The sequence below is a fragment of the Streptomyces sp. HUAS MG56 genome, assembly GCF_058673395.1.
In genome coordinates, this window is sequence record NZ_CM178722.1 from 7,792,574 (window position 1) to 7,810,966 (window position 18,393).

At 71.9% G+C, this 18,393-nt stretch carries 12 protein-coding genes and 1 pseudogene; 12 read left to right on the forward strand and 1 reads right to left on the reverse strand.

The genetic code is table 11. From position 1 onward, the window contains the following. Window positions 1–116 precede the first annotated feature (116 nt). The 10 genes from AC4OXY_RS36450 to AC4OXY_RS36495 all read left to right on the forward strand — a co-directional run bounded on the left by AC4OXY_RS36450 (window position 117) and on the right by AC4OXY_RS36495 (window position 14,636). Complete coding sequence (locus AC4OXY_RS36450; RefSeq protein WP_491994691.1) at window positions 117–866, forward strand: GntR family transcriptional regulator; 750 nt, start codon at window positions 117–119, stop codon at window positions 864–866. A 166-nt stretch (window positions 867–1,032) separates the two neighbouring features. Then, window positions 1,033–2,037 carry a sugar ABC transporter substrate-binding protein gene (locus AC4OXY_RS36455; RefSeq protein ID WP_362820751.1) on the forward strand — a complete coding sequence of 335 codons (1,005 nt, stop codon included), beginning with the start codon at window positions 1,033–1,035 and terminating at the stop codon, window positions 2,035–2,037. Then, window positions 2,034–3,062: an ABC transporter permease gene (locus AC4OXY_RS36460; RefSeq protein WP_356025256.1), complete on the forward strand. Its 1,029-nt coding sequence runs from the start codon at window positions 2,034–2,036 to the stop codon at window positions 3,060–3,062. The genes AC4OXY_RS36455 and AC4OXY_RS36460 overlap by 4 nt, the downstream gene beginning before the upstream one ends. Window positions 3,063–3,082: 20 nt before the next feature. Continuing rightward, complete coding sequence (locus AC4OXY_RS36465) at window positions 3,083–3,886, forward strand: ATP-binding cassette domain-containing protein (protein ID WP_376287085.1); 804 nt, start codon at window positions 3,083–3,085, stop codon at window positions 3,884–3,886. A gap of 144 nt (window positions 3,887–4,030) precedes the next feature. Then, complete coding sequence (locus tag AC4OXY_RS36470; protein WP_356025258.1) at window positions 4,031–5,176, forward strand: ROK family glucokinase; 1,146 nt, start codon at window positions 4,031–4,033, stop codon at window positions 5,174–5,176. Continuing rightward, the gene (locus AC4OXY_RS36475; protein WP_356025260.1) at window positions 5,173–5,754 is read left to right on the forward strand and encodes a sugar kinase; all 582 of its coding nucleotides are present in this window, start codon (window positions 5,173–5,175) and stop codon (window positions 5,752–5,754) included. Before AC4OXY_RS36470 ends, AC4OXY_RS36475 begins: the two co-directional genes overlap by 4 nt. Before the next feature lie 137 nt (window positions 5,755–5,891). Then, the gene (locus AC4OXY_RS36480; RefSeq protein WP_491991728.1) at window positions 5,892–8,744 is read left to right on the forward strand and encodes an SCO1167/SCO6262 family helicase; all 2,853 of its coding nucleotides are present in this window, start codon (window positions 5,892–5,894) and stop codon (window positions 8,742–8,744) included. Continuing rightward, a complete protein-coding gene (locus AC4OXY_RS36485) occupies window positions 8,741–10,966 on the forward strand; it encodes an SWIM zinc finger family protein (protein ID WP_491991729.1) in 2,226 nt (741 codons plus the stop codon). Before AC4OXY_RS36480 ends, AC4OXY_RS36485 begins: the two co-directional genes overlap by 4 nt. A gap of 187 nt (window positions 10,967–11,153) precedes the next feature. Next, window positions 11,154–11,759, forward strand: coding sequence for a hypothetical protein (locus AC4OXY_RS36490; RefSeq protein WP_362820754.1), 606 nt, complete (start codon window positions 11,154–11,156; stop codon window positions 11,757–11,759). Window positions 11,760–12,053: 294 nt separating this feature from the next. Then, the gene (locus AC4OXY_RS36495) at window positions 12,054–14,636 is read left to right on the forward strand and encodes an MFS transporter (RefSeq protein ID WP_491994692.1); all 2,583 of its coding nucleotides are present in this window, start codon (window positions 12,054–12,056) and stop codon (window positions 14,634–14,636) included. Between the two features lie 218 nt (window positions 14,637–14,854). Here AC4OXY_RS36495 and AC4OXY_RS36500 read toward each other — a convergent pair. Continuing rightward, window positions 14,855–16,024: pseudogene (locus tag AC4OXY_RS36500) on the reverse strand (IS3 family transposase). Window positions 16,025–16,559: 535 nt separating this feature from the next. Here AC4OXY_RS36500 and AC4OXY_RS36505 point away from each other — a divergent pair. Both AC4OXY_RS36505 and AC4OXY_RS36510 read left to right on the forward strand, forming a co-directional pair. Beyond that, window positions 16,560–17,513 carry a helix-turn-helix transcriptional regulator gene (locus AC4OXY_RS36505; protein ID WP_376294288.1) on the forward strand — a complete coding sequence of 318 codons (954 nt, stop codon included), beginning with the start codon at window positions 16,560–16,562 and terminating at the stop codon, window positions 17,511–17,513. A gap of 187 nt (window positions 17,514–17,700) precedes the next feature. Beyond that, window positions 17,701–18,252 (forward strand): hypothetical protein, encoded by a 552-nt coding sequence (locus AC4OXY_RS36510; protein WP_356025272.1) that lies wholly within the window; start codon window positions 17,701–17,703, stop codon window positions 18,250–18,252. Window positions 18,253–18,393 lie beyond the last annotated feature (141 nt).

Below are 18,393 nucleotides of genomic sequence, written 5' to 3' on the forward strand. Positions count from 1 at the left end.
AAACAAAGTGAGGGCGGACCCCGCGCGCTGTCAATGCGTATGTCCGGACAATCGGACTACACAACTTCCCGTCAACCCATCACACGGCTACGCTCAGCCCCGTGCCGAAACCAGATGTGGACCCGACCGTCGCGCTCGACCTCCGTGTGGACCGTAGTTCGCCGGTGCCCCTGTACTTCCAGCTCTCCCAGCAGCTGGAGGCCGCGATCGAGCACGGCAGCCTCACCCCGGGCAGTCTGCTGGGCAACGAGATCGAGCTGGCCGCACGGCTCGGCCTGTCCCGGCCGACCGTCCGGCAGGCCATCCAGTCCCTGGTCGACAAGGGACTGCTCGTGCGCCGCAGAGGCGTCGGCACCCAGGTCGTGCACAGCCAGGTCAAGCGCCCGCTGGAGCTGAGCAGCCTCTACGACGACCTGGAGGCGGCCGGCCAGCGCCCCGCCACCAAGGTGCTGGTCAACACCGTCGTACCGGCCTCCGCCGCGGTCGCCGCCGCGCTCGGTGTCGCCGAGGGCGACGACGTGCACCGCATCGAGCGGCTGCGGCTCGCGCACGGCGAACCGATGGCGTACCTGGTCAACCACCTGCCGACCGGCCTGCTCGACCTGGACACCGGGCAGCTGGAGGCCACCGGCCTGTACCGGCTGATGCGCGCCGCCGGGATCACCCTGCACAGCGCCCGCCAGTCCATCGGGGCCCGCGGCGCCACGGCCGCCGAGGCCGATCGGCTCGCCGAGGCCGAGGGCGCCCCGCTGCTCACCATGCAGCGCACCACGTTCGACGACACCGGCCGGGCGGTCGAGTTCGGCGACCACACCTACCGCCCGAGCCGCTACTCCTTCGAGTTCCAGCTGCTCGTACGGCCGTGACCCGAGCCCTCGAACTCCTCACAATGTCCGGACAATAGGTCCGCGGCCGCACCCCCTGCCCTGTCACGAGTGTTCATGGTGTTCGATACTGGATTATTTGGGGCCGCTGAGGACTGATCGTCGGCCCCTTCCGCACGTATGAACACGGCAAGAAGGGCACGGCCTCGTGGCACGGTTTCGGACCTGGGCAGTCATCGCACTGACGGGGGCAGTTTCGCTGTCCCTGGGGGCGTGCAGCAGCACCGGCGGCAAACGGGCCGAGGACGCCCGCAAGGCCGCGGCCGCCCAGGGCAGGGCGGCGGTGAACACCCCGCGCTGGACCTTCGCGATGATCACCCACTCCGGAGACGGCGACACCTTCTGGGACATCGTGCAGAACGGCGCCCGGCAGGCCGCCGTCAAGGACAACATCAACTTCCTGTACTCCCACGACGACCAGGCCCAGCAGCAGGCGCAGCTGGTGGACGCGGCCGTGGACAAGAAGGTCGACGGAATCATCGTCACCCTCGCCAAGCCGGACGCGATGAAGGCGGCCGTGGCCCGCGCCGAGAAGGCCGGCATCCCGGTGATCACGGTGAACTCCGGCTCCGAGGAGTCCAAGGCCTTCGGCGCCCTCACGCACATCGGCCAGGACGAGTCCGTCGCGGGCGAGGCCGTCGGTGACGAGCTGAACGCGCGCGGGAGGAAGAAGGCCCTGTGCGTGCTGCACGAGCAGGGCAACGTCGGCCACGAGCAGCGCTGCGACGGCGTGGCCAAGACCTTCCACGGCACGCTCCAGAAGCTCTACGTCAACGGCACGAACATGCCCGACGTGCAGTCCGCGATCGAGGCCAAGCTCCAGGCCGACACGTCCATCGACTCGGTCGTCACCCTCGGCGCGCCGTACGCCGACACCGCCGTGAAGGCGAAGGGCGACGCGGGCAGCAAGGCCGAGATCGACACCTTCGACCTCAACGCCCAGGTCGCCGCCGAACTGAAGAACGGCACCCTCGGCTTCGCCGTGGACCAGCAGCCGTACCTCCAGGGCTACGAGGCGGTCGACCTGCTGTGGGCCTACAAGTACAACGGCGACGTCCTCGGCGGCGGCAGGCCCGTGCTGACCGGCCCGCAGATCGTCACCAAGGACCAGGCGTCCGCGCTGGCCGCGTACACCGAGCGGGGCACCCGATGAGCACCTCCGTCGATGAAAGGATTCTGCGGACGTCTCCGCTGAAGAAGCTCCTCGCCCGGCCGGAACTGGGCTCGGTCGTCGGCGCGCTCGCCGTCCTCGTCTTCTTCGCCGTCACCGCCGACGGCTTCCTCGACGCCGGCAGCCTCAGCACGGTCCTGTACGCCTCCTCGACCATCGGGATCATGGCCGTACCGGTGGCGCTGCTGATGATCGGCGGCGAGTTCGACCTGTCGGCCGGTGTCCTGGTGACGTCCTCGGCGCTGATCTCCTCGATGTTCAGCTACCAGATGACGGCCAACACCTGGGTCGGCGTCGGCGTGTCCCTCCTCGTGACGCTGGCCGTCGGCGCCTTCAACGGCTTCATGCTCACCCGCACCAAGCTGCCCAGCTTCATCGTCACGCTGGGCACCTTCCTGATGCTGACCGGCCTGAACCTCGGCTTCACCAAGCTGATCGACGGCACCGTGTCCACCAAGACCATCGGGGACATGGAGGGCTTCCCCGCCGCCCACGCCGTCTTCGCCTCGACGCTCACCATCGGCGGGGTCGACGTCAAGGTCACCATCCTGTGGTGGCTCGCCCTGGTGGCCGTGGCCTCCTGGATCCTGCTGCGCACCCGCGCCGGCAACTGGATCTTCGCCGTCGGCGGCAACCAGGACGCTGCCCGTGCGGTCGGCGTCCCGGTCACGGCGACCAAGATCGGCCTGTACATGGGCGTCGCGTTCGGCGCCTGGATCTCCGGCCAGCACCTGCTCTTCTCCTTCGACGCCGTCCAGTCCGGCGAGGGCGTCGGCAACGAGCTGATCTACATCATCGCGGCCGTCATCGGCGGCTGCCTGATCACCGGCGGCTACGGCAGCGCGATCGGCTCGGCCGTGGGCGCCCTCCTCTTCGGCATGACCAGCAAGGGCATCGTCTTCGCCGAGTGGAACCCGGACTGGTTCAAGTTCTTCCTCGGAGCGATGCTGCTCCTCGCGACCCTGCTCAACCACTGGGTCCGAGGGCGCGCGGAGGCGACGGCATGACCGACGACGTGACGGACGACATGAGCGGCGGCACGGCCGGGGACACCGGGCGCACGCCGCTGGTCGAGCTGACCGACGTGGCCAAGCAGTACGGCAACGTACGCGCGCTGGAGGGCGTCTCGCTGGAGGTCCACGCGGGCGAGATCACCTGCGTCCTCGGCGACAACGGCGCCGGCAAGTCGACCCTGATCAAGATGATCGCCGGCCTGCACGGCCACGACGCCGGAACCCTGCGCATCGAGGGCGAGGAGACCCGCCTGACCTCCCCGCGCGACGCCCTGGACCGGGGCATCGCCACGGTCTACCAGGACCTCGCCGTCGTCCCGCTGATGCCGGTCTGGCGCAACTTCTTCCTGGGCTCCGAGCCCCGCAAGGGCGCCGGCCCCTTCAAGCGCCTGGACACCGCCCTCATGCGCCGCACCACCCGCGAGGCCCTGCTCCGCATGGGCATCGACCTGCGCGACGTCGACCAGCCCATCGGCACCCTGTCCGGCGGCGAACGCCAGTGCGTGGCGATCGCCCGCGCGGTCCACTTCGGTGCGAAGGTCCTGGTCCTGGACGAACCGACGGCGGCACTGGGCGTGAAGCAGTCCGGTGTGGTCCTGAAATATGTGGCCGCGGCACGTGACGAGGGCCTGGGCGTCGTTCTGATCACCCACAACCCGCATCACGCGTACCTGGTGGGGGACAGGTTCGTCCTGCTGCGCCGGGGCACGATGGTGGGCAATCACACACGGGACGGGATATCGCTGGACGAGCTGACCCAGCAGATGGCGGGAGGCTCCGACCTGGACGCCCTGGTCCACGAACTGCGGCGAACCTGAGCGAGCCCACCGGGGCGCGGGGCCGCATCGATGTGCGGCTCCGCGGCCGGGCGCACCGAGCCACGACGCACCCGCGCCCGGCCACCCCCCCCGCCCCCTTCCCGTACAGCACCCATACCTGCGGTGAGGCAGAATCGACGAACGATGAGCACCTATCGCGACCTCACCGCTCCCATCGGCTCCCGCCGAGCCCCCGTCCTGCGCACCGTGGGCACCAGGGAACGCCGCTCCCACCTGACCGCACCCCGGGTTCCCACGGTCGGCATCGACATCGGCGGCACCAAGGTCATGGCGGGCGTCGTGGACGCCGACGGCAACATCCTGGAGAAGCTCCGCACGGAGACCCCGGACAAGTCCAAGAGCCCCAAGGTCGTCGAGGACACCATCGTCGAACTGGTCCTGGACCTGTCCGACCGGCACGACGTGCACGCGGTCGGCATCGGCGCCGCCGGCTGGGTCGACGCCGACCGCAACCGCGTCCTGTTCGCCCCGCACCTGTCCTGGCGCAACGAGCCCCTGCGCGACCGCCTGAGCGGCCGGCTCTCCGTGCCGGTCCTGGTCGACAACGACGCCAACACCGCCGCCTGGGCGGAGTGGCGCTTCGGCGCCGGGCGCGGCGAGGACCACCTCGTCATGATCACGCTCGGCACCGGCATCGGCGGCGCCATCCTGGAGGACGGCCAGGTCAAGCGGGGCAAGTTCGGCGTCGCGGGCGAGTTCGGCCATATGCAGGTCGTGCCCGGCGGCCACCGCTGCCCGTGCGGCAACCGCGGCTGCTGGGAGCAGTACAGCTCCGGCAACGCCCTCGTCCGCGAGGCCCGGGAGCTGGCCGCCGCCGACTCCCCGGTGGCGTACGGGATCATCGAGCGCGTCAAGGGCAACATCGGCGACATCACCGGCCCGCTGATCACCGAGCTGGCCCGCGAGGGCGACGCGATGTGCATCGAGCTGCTCCAGGACATCGGCCAGTGGCTCGGCGTCGGCATCGCCAACCTCGCCGCCGCCCTCGACCCCTCCTGCTTCGTGATCGGCGGCGGTGTCTCGGCCGCCGACGACCTGCTCATCGGCCCGGCCCGGGACGCCTTCAAGCGCCACCTCACCGGCCGCGGCTACCGCCCCGAGGCCCGCATCACCCGCGCCCAGCTCGGCCCCGAGGCCGGCATGGTCGGAGCAGCCGACCTCGCCCGGCTCGTCGCCCGCCGGTTCCGCCGCGCCAAGCGCCGCCGCGTGGAGCGCTACGAGCGGTACGAGCGCTATACCCAGGCCCGTCGCGACCGGGACACCGCATGACCGCGGCACTGCCCCGACAGGCGGCCCCGCCGGACGAGCCGCGCCGCCCCGCCGAGAACCCCGGGCACAAGGCCAGACGGCGCGCACTCACCCTGCTCATCATCGGCCTGCTGATCGGCATCCCGGCCGGCTATCTGGTGATCTCCGCCAACCAGAGCCGCAACAGCGGCAAGGACAAGGAGGCGAAGTACGCGGCGACCGGCCTCACCCCCGGCCTGCCGTCGAGGGTGCAGAGCCGCCTCTACCAGGTGACGGCTCCGCACCCGGCCGACTCCCCCGCCTCCTACGAGACGAACAACTGGAAGACCAGCCGCCTCTATGTGCAGTTCCGCACCAACGACGCCGGCCTCGACGCCTTCCTGGAGTCCATGGGCACGCGCCGGGCCGAGCTGAGGAAGGGCGACATCGCCATCGGTGCCCGCGACCAGAAGGTCAGCGGCTGGCGCTTCACCGGCACCGGCCCCTGGTGGGGCCTCACCCACGCGCAGAAGAACCCGGCCCCCACCCAGGACGTGGTCGTGAACATGTACGACCCGAAGAACCCGGTGGTGTACGTCGTCTCGCGCACGGTGCCGTAGCGCCGGGCCCCGGCCGGTGCCGACCGGTGTCCGGGGCCCGTTGTCAGAGCCCGCCCGTAGAGTCGAAGGCGTCCGACGACGTCCGATGACGTCCGACGACGTCTGATCCGGTACGCGGGCGGGAGGTGGCAGGACATATGAGCACGGGCACGGGTACGGCTGTGGAGGCGGGACGCACGGACGGTTCCGGGCGGGCCGAGGACCTGGTCCCGGTGCGCCTGGCGTCGGTCTATCTGCCCGCGCCCCTGCCGCGCCAGGGCCGCATCGCCTTCTGGGACCCCGACGGCGACCCCCTGCCCGGCCCGGGCGACGTCGAGGAGCTCACCGTCGTACGACGGCACGGTGCCGGTGTGCGCCGCCGGCAGGTCCCCGCGCTGACCCTCCCGCTCGCCGAGGCCCTGCCGCTGCTGGTACGGGCCCGCCGGGACCCGGCCGCCCACCCGGCGACGGCCTGCTGGGGCGCCGCCGCGCTGCACGCGCTGCGGCTGGTCGCCCGCGGCCGGCTGCTGCCGGGCCTGACCGCCGGCGGCCACGACGCCTGGCGGGCCGGCCCGCTGGAGCCCGACGACATCGCCCATCTGCGCGCGGTGGCCGCGGCCCTGCCCCCGGAGGGCCACGCCGTGCCGCTCACCGGCACCGGCCCGCTGCGGCTGCCCGAGCCCGAGGCCCTCGTCCGCTCCTTCCTGGACGCGGTCGCCGACACCCTGCCGCGCACCCCGGCCGCCCCGCACACCGCCGGCCGGCCCTTCGCCGCCCGCGAACCCGTGGCCCTGCCCCACGCTCACGCCTGGGCGGCCGAGGTCGCCGCCGGCATGGACGCGGGGGTACGGATCTCGCTGCGCCTGGACCTGTCCGCGTACGACGTCTTCGACGCCGGCGCCAGTACCGGCGCGCGGGCCGCCGGAGCGGCGATCGTGCAGGTCCACAGCCTCGCCGACCCCACCCTGGTGGCCGACGCGGCGGCCCTGTGGGCGGGGGAGGCCGACGCGGCCTTCGGCCCCCGCGCGCGCGTGGACGCCGCCCTCGCGCTGCGGCGCGCGGCCCGCGTGTGGGCGCCCCTGGACCGGTTCGCCGAGCAGGACGTGCCCGACGTGCTCGCCCTGTCCGAGGAGGAACTGGGCGAGCTGCTGGGCGTCGCCGCCTCCCGGCTGGCCGCCGCCGGCGTCGCCGTGCACTGGCCCCGCGACCTCGCCCGCGACCTCACGGCCGCCGCCGAGGTCCGCCCGGCACCCGGCTCGGCGACCGACGGCACCGGCTTCTTCGAGAGCGAGGACCTCCTCCGGTTCCGCTGGCAGCTGGCGCTCGGCGGCGACCCGCTCAGCGAGGCCGAGATGGACGCCCTCGCCGAGGCCCACCGCCCCGTCGTGCGCCTGCGCGACCGCTGGGTCCTGGTCGACCCGGCACTGGTCCGCAAGGCCCGCAAGCGCGAACTGGGCCTGCTCGACCCGGTCGACGCCCTGTCCGTGGCGCTCACCGGAACCGCCGAGGTCGACGGCGAGACCGTCGAAGCCGTGCCGACCGGCGCCCTGGCGGCCCTCCGCGACCGTCTCACGGCGGGCCTCCACCCCGCCGACCCCCCTCCGGGGCTCGCCGCCACCCTCCGCGACTACCAACTGCGCGGCCTGGCCTGGCTCGACCTCATGACCTCCCTCGGCCTCGGCGGCTGCCTCGCCGACGACATGGGCCTCGGCAAGACCGTCACCCTCATCGCCCTGCACCTGAAGCGGGCCCGCACCGAGCCGACCCTCGTCGTCTGCCCGGCCTCCCTGCTCGGCAACTGGCAGCGGGAGATCACCCGGTTCGCCCCCGGCGTGCCCGTCCGCCGCTTCCACGGCCAGGACCGCACCCTGGACGGCCTGACGGGCGGCTTCCTCCTCACCACGTACGGCACGATGCGCTCGGCGGCCGAGCAACTCGCCGACCACCCCTGGGGCATGGTCGTCGCCGACGAGGCCCAGCACGTGAAGAACCCCTACTCGGCCACGGCCAAGGCGCTGCGCACGATCCCGGCCCCCGCACGCGTGGCCCTCACCGGCACCCCGGTGGAGAACAACCTCTCCGAACTGTGGGCCCTGCTCGACTGGACCACCCCCGGCCTCCTCGGCCCCCTGAAGTCCTTCCGCGCCCGCCACGCCCGCGCGGTGGAGAACGGCGAGGACCAGGAGGCCGTGGACCGCCTCGCCCGTCTGGTCCGCCCCTTCCTGCTGCGCCGCAAGAAGTCCGACCCGGGCATCGTCCCCGAGCTGCCGCCCAAGACCGAGACGGACCACCCGGTGCCCCTCACCCGCGAGCAGGCCGCGCTCTACGAGGCGGTGGTGCGCGAGTCGCTGCTCGCCATCGAGACCGCCGAGGGCATCGCCCGCAGAGGCCTGGTCCTGAAGCTGCTGGGCGCCCTGAAGCAGATCTGCGACCACCCCGCGCTCTACCTGAAAGAGGAGGCAGGCGGGGGTCGCCTGGCGCACCGCTCCGGCAAACTCGCCCTGCTGGACGAGCTGTTGGACACCCTGCTCGCCGAGGACGGCTCGGCGCTGCTCTTCACCCAGTACGTCGGCATGGCCCGCCTCATCACCGCGCACCTGTCCGCCCGCGCGATCCCGGTGGACCTGCTGCACGGCGGCACCCCGGTCCCGGAACGCGAGCGCATGGTCGACCGCTTCCAAGCCGGCGAGACCCCGGTCCTGGTGCTGTCCCTGAAGGCGGCGGGCACCGGCCTGAACCTCACCCGCGCGGGCCATGTCGTCCACTTCGACCGCTGGTGGAACCCGGCGGTGGAGGAGCAGGCCACCGACCGCGCCTACCGGATCGGCCAGACCCAGCCCGTCCAGGTCCACCGCCTGGTCACCGAGGGCACGGTCGAGGACCGCATCGCCGAGATGCTCAGCGCCAAGCGTGCCCTCGCCGACGCCGTCCTGGGCTCCGGCGAGGCGGCCCTGACCGAGCTGACCGACCGCGAACTGTCCGACCTCGTCTCCCTCCGGAGGACCCCATGAGCCTCCCCCCGGAGGACCCCACCACCTCCCCCGCCCCCCGCCCCGCCGACGCGGCCCGCCAGGCCCTGCGGGCAGCCCGGCAACGGGCCGACGCCGAGCGCGGGCAGGCACGGGACGGGGAGGAGCCGCCCCCCGCCGGCGCGGCCGTTCGTGAGCCGGGGCCGGCTCGGCAGGGGGCCGGGGCCGGGTGCGAGCAGGTACGGGAGGGGGACGAGGAGACTCCTGCCGGCCTGGCCCACCGCGTGCTCAAGGAGGCACGGCAACGGTCGCAGGCAGGGCGGGCGCCACAGTCCGCGACGGCGGCGGAGGACTCCGCCGGCGTCACGGAGGCACCGGTGGGGCAGGACGGCGGTGAGTTGTGGCCGGAGGATGCGGCCGCACCTCGCCCGGCCACGGCTCCGGCCGACGCCACTACTTCGGTCCGGGACGAGAACCCCGTGTCCCGAGCCCGTCCCGTCACCCCCGCCGGAGCTCGGCCCGGCGACATCGCCAGGGAAGCGCTGCGAGCCGCCCGGCGGGAGGCAGTCCGGGCCGAGGCGGACGCGGAGGCGGCGGAACGACGTGCCGCGCGGGGCGGGCGGACGGCGCAGCCCCGTACCCGACGCGGGGCGCCCGCGCCCGGCCGCTCCGTCGCGTCGGCGTCCCGCGCCGCGTCCGGGCCCGGACCGGATTCCCCGGCGACCCGGATCAAGGCCACCCAGGACATGCGGCACTACCTGGCCAACGCCTTCCGGATGCCGACCTGGTCCGACACCCCGGACGAGGAGCCCCGTCCCTCGGACCCCAGCGCCGACGCCGGACACCCCGCCCACCCGGAGCCACCGTCCACTGCCTCCACGCCCACCGCCGAGTCCCGCCCGGACCGCTCGCCGACCGCCCCCGTGCCCACGGCCGACGATTCCCACCAGTCACCCCCCGATGCTGCCCCCGCGCACCCGTACCTGCCCGCCACCATGGCCACCCCCCACCGGGACACCGAACTGCGGCGCACGTTCCCGGCGTTCGCGGTGCGCGCGGCGGCCGAGGAGGGTGTGCGGTTCGCCGGGACCTGGTGGGGCAACGCGTGGGCCGACGCGCTGGAGCAGGGGGCGCTGGACGCCAAGCGGCTGGCGCGGGGGCGGGGTTATGCCGACCAGGGGCACGTCGACGCGATCACCGTGACACCGGGGCTCGTGCTGGCGTACGTACGCGGGAGCCGGCCGCGGCCGTACCGCGTGCAGGTGCGGCTCCGCACGCTGGAGGACCAGGACTGGGAGCGCTTCCTGGACGCGGCCGCCGACCGGCCCGGGCACATCGCCGCGCTGCTCGACAAGGAGCTGCCCCAGTCCCTCGCCGACTGCGGTGTGCCGCTGCTGCCCGGGCCCGGCGACCTCGCCCCGCAGTGCAGCTGTCCCGACTCCGGCCACCCCTGCAAGCACGCCGCCGCGCTCTGCTACCAGACGGCCCGGCTCCTCGACGCCGACCCGTTCGTGCTGCTCCTGCTGCGCGGCCGGGGCGAGAAGGACCTGCTCGACGCGCTGTCCCGGCGCAGCGCGGCCCGCGCCGCCCGCGCCGCCCAGGAGCGGCAGGCCGACTCCCTGCCCGGCGTGCGCGCCACCGACGCCCTCGCGCCCCGCCGACTGCCGCCGCTGCCCCCGCCGTTGCCGGTGCCGCCGCATTCCGGGCAGCCACCGGTCTATCCCGCGGCCCCCGGCGGCCCGGACCCCTTCGCCCTGGACCAGCTCGCGACCGACGCCGCCGCCCGCGCGCACGCGCTGCTCGACACCGGCCGCGACCCGGTGGGGGAGCTGACCCTGTGGCAGGACGCGGTGCGCCTCGCCGCCGCCCGCCCGGGCTCCGGCCTCACCGCCGCCACCCGCACGCTGTACGCCACGCTCGCCACGGCCGTCGGCCGCACCCCGTCCGACCTCGCGCGGGCCGTCGCCGCCTGGCGGCAGGGCGCGTCCGCCGGGCTGGCCGCCCTGGAGGAGCCGTGGGATCCGCCGGCCGGCCGCTTCGACCGGGCCCGCCCGCTGCTGCTCGCCGCCGACCTCCCGGCGTTCCGCCCCTGGCGCAACCGCCTCACCCACCCGCAGGGCCACGCCCAGCTCCGCCTCGGCCGCGACGGCCTGTGGTACGCCTACGAGTCCGAGCCCGGCCGCGACGACTGGTGGCCCCGCGGCACCCCGGACCTCGACCCGGTGGGCGCCCTGACCGGCCTCGGCACCCCGGACGACCTGTAGTCCGAGGCCGCACAGGGCCGGCTCGGCGCCCCCGCCCGCCCGCATCGCCCGCGGCACGTGTGCAGAGCGCCGCAGGAACTGTGGGGGTCCGGTGTGGTGGGCCGGGGTGGTGCGTGGGGGACCACAGGGCCGGTGGCATCATGACCGGCCGGATCGGCATCGGGCAGGCGGGGGAGACGTGACACCGGTGAGGGCGGGAAGAGCCCGGGCGGGGACCCGGAGCGAGCCGAGGACCAGGCTGGGCCGGATCGGGATGGTGCTGTTCGGCGTGTTCGCCGGGGTGCTGTTCAGCGGCCTCGGCATCGGCGGCGCCGTGGGTCTCGCCGACGGTATGAAGTACTCCACGCGGATGTCCGGCACGCCGGGGCTGCTGCGGATCGAATACTGCGAGACCTCCGGCACCGGCAAGCAGCGGCACACCGACTGCTACGGCGTCTTCCGCTCCGACGATCATCGGGTCACGGACCCGTACGCCTCCATCGGCGAGTCGTTCAAGGGGGAGACGGTCCTTCCGGTCCAGCGGGACGCGAGCGGCCATTGCTACCTTGTCGGAGTTGCCCCGACGGCCGGGCGGCTGGCCGGGATCTGTGTCGCCGTGGTGGCAGGCGTCGGCGGCCTGACCCTGCTGTGCGGCGCGTTCTCCACCGCGATGCCCCGGCTGGGCGGGCGGATCGGCGCGGCGTTGTGGTCCCCCGGGGCCGGCCGGCTGCTGAGAGGGCTGATGCGGGCATGCGGCATCGGTTTCGCCCTCTTCGGCGTGGTCGGCGTGATCGGATGGCTGGCCATGCCCTGACGCGCGGACATCCGATGACCGGACGGTCGTTGATCGCACATACGGGTGATCGGACCTATGTGATAGAGCCTGGCCCGGCCAGGATCTACACTCAGTTGGTAGCCGCAAGCAACGGTACGTGAGTGATGATCGGCACGGGCCGTCGGAAGGCCGTGAGTGAGCCGAGCGCTCGCACGTCGATCGGGGATCGGTGCAGCGCCCCCACGGCGACCCGGCGGACCACAGGAACACGAGCCTCGGAGCCGGGAAGAGCCCGGGGGGCGAGGCGAGGCAAGGAGATTCGTACGCATGACCATGTCAGCGTCCCCGGCCCGCGGGGGAACCGCAGAGATATCCGCGTCACCACCACCGGCCGGCAGAATGACGCACCGGCAGATCATGACGATCCTCAGCGGCCTGATGCTGGGGATGTTCCTCGCGGCGCTCGACCAGACCATCGTCAGCACCTCGATCCGCACGATCGCCGACGATCTGCACGGGCTCAGCTCGCAGGCGTGGGTCACGACCGCGTATCTGATCACCTCCACCATCAGCACGCCGCTGTACGGCAAGCTGTCCGACATCTACGGCCGCAAACCGTTCTTCCTCGCGGCCATCTCGATCTTCATCGTCGGCTCGGCGGCCTGTTCGTTCGCCACCTCGATGACGGAGCTGGCGGCCTTCCGGGCCTTCCAGGGCATCGGCGCGGGCGGCCTGATGGCGCTGGCGCTGGCGATCATCGGTGACATCGTCCCGCCCCGCGAGCGGGCCCGCTACCAGGGCTACATGCTCGCGGTGTTCGGCTCCTCCAGTGTGCTCGGCCCGCTGATCGGCGGATTCCTCGCGGGCCGCGGCAGCATCCTCGCCATCACGGGCTGGCGCTGGGTATTCCTGGTCAACGTGCCGGTCGGCATCATCGCGCTGTTCGTCGTCGCCAAGGTGCTGAACCTCCCGCACACCCGCCGCGAGCACCGCATCGACTGGTGGGGCGCGCTCACCATCGCCATCGGTGTCGTACCGCTGCTGCTCGTCGCCGAGCAGGGCCAGGACTGGGGCTGGGGCTCCACCAAGTCCCTCGTCTGCTACGGCGTCGGCGCGGTCGGCCTGATCGTGTGGGTCCTGGTCGAACGGGCGATGGGCGAGGAGGCCCTGATCCCGATGCGGCTGTTCCGCAGTGCCGTGTTCAGCAAGATGAGCCTGCTGTCCGTGCTCGTCGGCATGGGCATGTTCGGCGGCATGATGATGGTCCCGCTCTACCTCCAGATCGTGAAGGGGGTCAGCCCCACCAAGTCCGGCCTGCTGATGCTGCCGCTGATGGTCGGCATGATCGCCGGCACCATCGTGGTCGGCCGCATCATCCAGCAGACCGGCAAGTACAAGATCTTCCCCGTGATCGGCACCCTGCTGATCATCGCCGCGCTGCTGCTGTTCCACTACCGGGTGGAGTGGAACACTGCCCTGCCCGAGACCATGGCCTACATGGCGCTGTTCGGCATCGGTCTCGCCGGCTGCATGCAGATCCTGACCCTGGCCGTGCAGAACGCCGTCGAGCCCAAGGACATGGGCGTGGCGACCGCGTCGGCCACCTTCTTCCGGCAGATGGGCGGCACCGCCGGTACCGCGATCTTCCTCTCCGTGCTGTTCAGCACCGTCGGCGACAAGATCGGCTCCGCCTTCCGGTCCGCCGCGCGGACGCCCGCGTTCCAGGCCGCGCTGCACGACCCGGCCGTCCGCGCCAACCCGGCCAACGCTCCCGTGCTGGACATGCTCAAGCACCCCGCGGCGAGCGGCAGCAGCGGTTCGGGCGTGCTGAACGACTCCTCGTTCATCCAGCGGCTCGACCCGCGCCTGGCCGAGCCGTTCAAGGTCGGCTTCACCAGCTCGATGCAGCTCGTGTTCCTCATCGCCGCCGGTGTGATGGTCCTGGGCTTCCTGGTCGCCGTGTGGACCAAGGAGGTCCCGCTGCGCAAGGTCTCCGGACTGGAGGCGCAGGCCGCCGAGGAGAACGGTGCGCCGGCCGTCGAGCAGGCTGTCGAGCAGACCGCCGCGCCGGTCGCCGCCGAGCCCGTCGCCGACGAGACCGCCGCCGCGTCGCCCGCCGACCGGTTCGCGCCCGTGCCGGGCGGCCCGTCGTACGCCGTCCGCGGCCGTGTGCTCGACGGCGCCAACGCGCCGGTGGCGCAGGCCGTGATCACCGTGATCGACGTCGACGGACGGCAGCTCGGCCGTGCCGTCACCGGTCCCGACGGCGGCTACGCGGTGTCCGTCACCGGCCCCGGCACGTATGTGCTGATCGCCGCCGCCGGTTCCCGCCAGCCGCAGGCCGTCACCGTGCTCGTCGGCGACGAGCCGGTCGTCTGCGACCTCGCGCTCAGCGGCACGGTCGCCCTGTCCGGGGTCGTCCGCGACGCCGTCGACGCCCGCCCGGTGCCCTCGGCACTGCTGGTCGCCACCGACGTACGCGGCGAGGTCGTGTCCTCCGGGACCACGGCCGAGGACGGCTCCTTCACGCTCGCCGAACTGGTCCCCGGCAGCTACACGCTGGTCGTGAACGCGCCCGGACACCGCCCGGCCGCGCTTCCCGTCGAGGTCACCGCGGGCGCCGGGGAGGTCCACGAGATCCGCCTGGAGGCGAGCGCCCGGCTGGGCGGCGTCGTCAGCACCCCCGCCGGAACGCCGCTCGACGACGCCAAGGTCACCCTGCTGGACTCGGCCGGGAACGTGGTCGGCACCGCGGTCACCGGCACCGACGGGGCCTACGGGTTCACCGACCTGGACGGCGGCGAGTACACCGTCGTCGCCAGCGGCTACGCCCCGGTCGCCACGTCCGTACGCCTGGACGGCAGCGGTGTGACCGACTTCGACCTGGAGCTGTCCCACCAGGACGAGGCCCGGTAGCGGCCGGCGGCCACGCACAGCGGAGGGCCGGGCGGACGACCCACGGGGTCGCCCGCCCGGCCCTCCCGTCTGCGCAGGTGGAGGATCTTCGCGCAGTCCTCACAACCGGGGACGCCGTGTACGGGGCTCGGACCCAGGCGCGTAGGAAATGGCCAGATGTGAGACCGTGCAGGGCGTGAGTGAGACGGGGCTTCCACCTTGTTCGTGGACACCGGTTGTCATGCAGCGATGGCCAGCGTAGTTGATCTCTGTTCGAAGACGACCGGCGCGAGGTAGCCGATCGTGGAGTGCCGGCGCCGGTGGTTGTAGCAGCTGAGCCGGCGGAAGACCGCGAGCCGCGCGGCCCGTTCGGTCGGCCAGCCGCGCCGACCGGGCAGGATCTCCCGCTTCAGCGAGGCGAAGAACGACTCCGCGGCGGCTGTCCGCAGAGGTGCCGACCGCTCCCATGGACCGCCGGATCCCGGCCTGGCGGCAGGCGTCGGCGAATGCCTTCGACCCGTACTGAGCCCCGTGATCGCTGTGAAAAATGACGCCGTTCACCTGGCCGCTGCGAATGCGGACGGCCGCGTTGAGCGCGTCGGTGACGAGCTCGGCCCGCATGTGGTCGGCTATCGACCAGCCCAGCAGGCGACGGGAGAACACGTCGATCACAGTGGCCAGATACAGGAATTTCCCGCCGGCGATGGGCAGATAGGTGATGTCACCGACCCAGGCCCGGTTGGGGACGGAGGCGGTGAAGTTGCGCCGCAGCAGATCGGGCACGGCCTGGGCGGCGGGGTCCGGAAGGGTGGTGCGGTGCTGCCGCTTCAACCTCCTTCCCTGGATCGCGTGTTGGCGCATGAGCCGCTCGACGCGCTTGCGGTTCACGATCGAGCCGTTCGCACGGAGCTCGGCGGTGATCCGCTTGGCCCCGTACGTCCTCCCGGACTCTGCGTGGACCTTGCGTATCCGTCGGGTGAGTGCGGCGTCCGCGGCCTCCTTCGCGGCGCGGGTCGGCGCGGTCTTCAGCCACCGGTAGAACCCGGACCTCGACAGGCTCAACACGGTGCACAGCCGCTTCACGCCGAAGGCGCCGCGGTGGTCGGCAACGAACTCGAAGCGGCTCACCAGTTCGTCTCGCCCGCAAAATACTTGGCCGCCCGGCGCAGGATGTCACGTTCCATCTCCAGCTCGCGCACCTGCTTGCGCAAGGCCGCGATCTCCGTGTCCTTTGCCGATACCGCAACCGCTTCGGGCCGCTCGGCCTTCTCCGCCGTCTTGATCCACTGTCACAGCGTCTCGTGATTCACGCCGAGCTCGGCGGCAACGCGTGAGACAGGCCGGCCCGACGAACGGGCCAACGCCACCGCGTCGGCCCGGAACTCCGCCGAGTACTTGTAGGCCCCCACCTGGGACTCCTCCCCTTGGACTCAAGATCCAGTGTCGAGGTGTCCACGATCAAGGTGGAGGGCCCCCTGCCTCATCACCCACTGCCACGTCCAGCTTAGGAAACCAGGGTCATGCGGCATGTCGTGCACGAGCCTCCCCAGGAGCTGTCTCCCTCCGTTGTCGAGCCGCCGCTCGCAACGACCTGGTGTGTTGCGGCGGGAGCAGGAGCCGTGGCCGAGGCGAGGGCCATCATGGCGCAGGTGAGGGCGGCGAGAACGAAGCGGCGCAGAACCATTGTTAAGCTTCCTTAGGTGGCGTGAGCGGCCCGGATCCCCGCAGAGCGAATCCCCGGAACGTGACTGAATGGCTTCAGCCTGTCGGCTCGGCGGGAACATGGCCATACGGGACACGCCTCACCAAGTTGCCTGGCATGAAGGCGAGCCGGACCCAAGGGGGGACATAGTGTGCGATTCCTCTGGCAATGTGCCGTCCGGACAACTCGGAGTGCATGAAACCGCCTTGTATGGGTGGGTGTTGGAGCAGCGGAGTGCGGACGTGGAACGTGCCGCGGAGCACCTGGGCCTCCCGGTCGGCGCAGTGTCCGCTGCCCTGGCGAATCTGACCTCAATGCGTCTGGTCATTCCCGACGGGACTACTCCGTCGGGAGCCAGGGCGGTGGACCCGGATGCGGCCAAGGCCGCGCTAGCCAGGCCGCTTTGGGATTCCATCCGCTATCAGCAGGATCAGTTGGAGCGCTTGGAGCAGGGGTTCGGCGTCCTCCGTGACCGCTTCTTGCGTCGCTGTGACCATGAGGCGCTCTCCGCCGTAGAGACCATACCCAGCATGGAGGAGGTGCGAGCGGCACTCAACCGTGCCTCCGCGGAATGCCAGAAGGAGATGCTGAGCAGTCAGCCGGGCGGCACCCGCGTACCGGAGGCCATGCAGGAGGCCCTGAGTCGCGACATAGCCATGCTTGACCGTGGTGTCCGTATACGCACGCTCTATCACCACACCGCGCGATTCAACGGCCCCAGCCAGGCGTACGTCGCTGCCGTCGGCGCACGTGGTGCCGAGTACCGCACTGCGCATGAACTGTTCGGTCGCATCATCGTCTTCGACCGGGAGGTGGCTTTTATCCCCGACCATCGCGGGACGTGGGGAGCTGTGGTGATCCGTGAACCGTCCATAGTCGCCTACCTGTGCGAGGTCTTCGAGCAGACCTGGACCCACGCCACGCCTTTCGCCGATGCCGGGCAGGACGGTTTGGAGCAGGTCGCCAAGGACTTGGACCAAACCATCCTGCGCCTGTTGGGGTCCGGTCTGAAGGACGAGTCAATCGCCCGGCGCCTCGGGATCTCCCTGCGCACCACGCGGCGGCACATCGCTGACATCTTGGAGACACTGGGAGCCGAAAGCCGGTTCCAGGCAGGCGTGCTGGCGGCCAACGCCGGCTTGATGAACGCCGACTGCGCACCTGGTGGGGAAGACGAGCAGGCCGCCGGGCTCTGACGGTTCTGCCGCACCGTCCAGACTTCGGTGCCGCGAATCCGTGACTGGTCCGCGAGGAGCGCCGCACACGACACTGGAGGTCTACGGATCTTCGCGTCGACACGCTGTAGTTCCCGGCCTCGACGGGCGATTCGGCCTGCCGTGCATGTGGGTGGCGACGCGGGGGCAGCACGGGCGGAGGGGCAGAATGAACAGCGATCCAGACGCGGCGGCGCTGGACTCGGAACTCGACGGTTTCGTCAGGGAAATCGCGTTGTCCGTCTCCATTCATCGCGATCGCAGCCCTGCCATGGTGTGGCCAGAACACGAACCCGTGGCCCTGCTGACGGGACTCGCCGATGTGGCGGCCGCCCGCCTGGAACTCCTGTCCGGACGCTGGTGGAACGTATTGTCAGCAGGTCCCGAGGCCACTGTGCTGGCCGACCGGCTTCAGGCCGCGTTGGGCCGCCTGGTACGTGCCGACTACGCGGCGGCTCCGTCCTGGCAGGACAGCAGTGAGCTGAACGTGGACGGTGAAGCCTTGCTCCTTCCGCTGCGAGGCGGCTACGACTTCACTGTCTTCCCGCCGGCTGCCGCAGGGCGGCTTGGGGAGTCGCCGGCCGGTTCGACGACTCCCCTGCGGCTGCGCCTGCACACCGCCGAAGTCCTCTACGCACCGACGGGGTGGCGCTTGTCGGTCTCCGGCGGCACCACGGCCGCTGTGCTGCTGGTGCTGCACCTGACGGCACCCGGCGCCTGAGGCGAGGACTCCGGGGACCGGCGGCGGGATGGGGAGGCGGGTGCCGAGTGTTCATGTCAGCGCCGGGTGTGAAGGACGGGCCCAGAGGTCAGGCCGTGGTCACGATGCGGGGCGGCAGCCGGACTTGCCGCTCACAGTGAT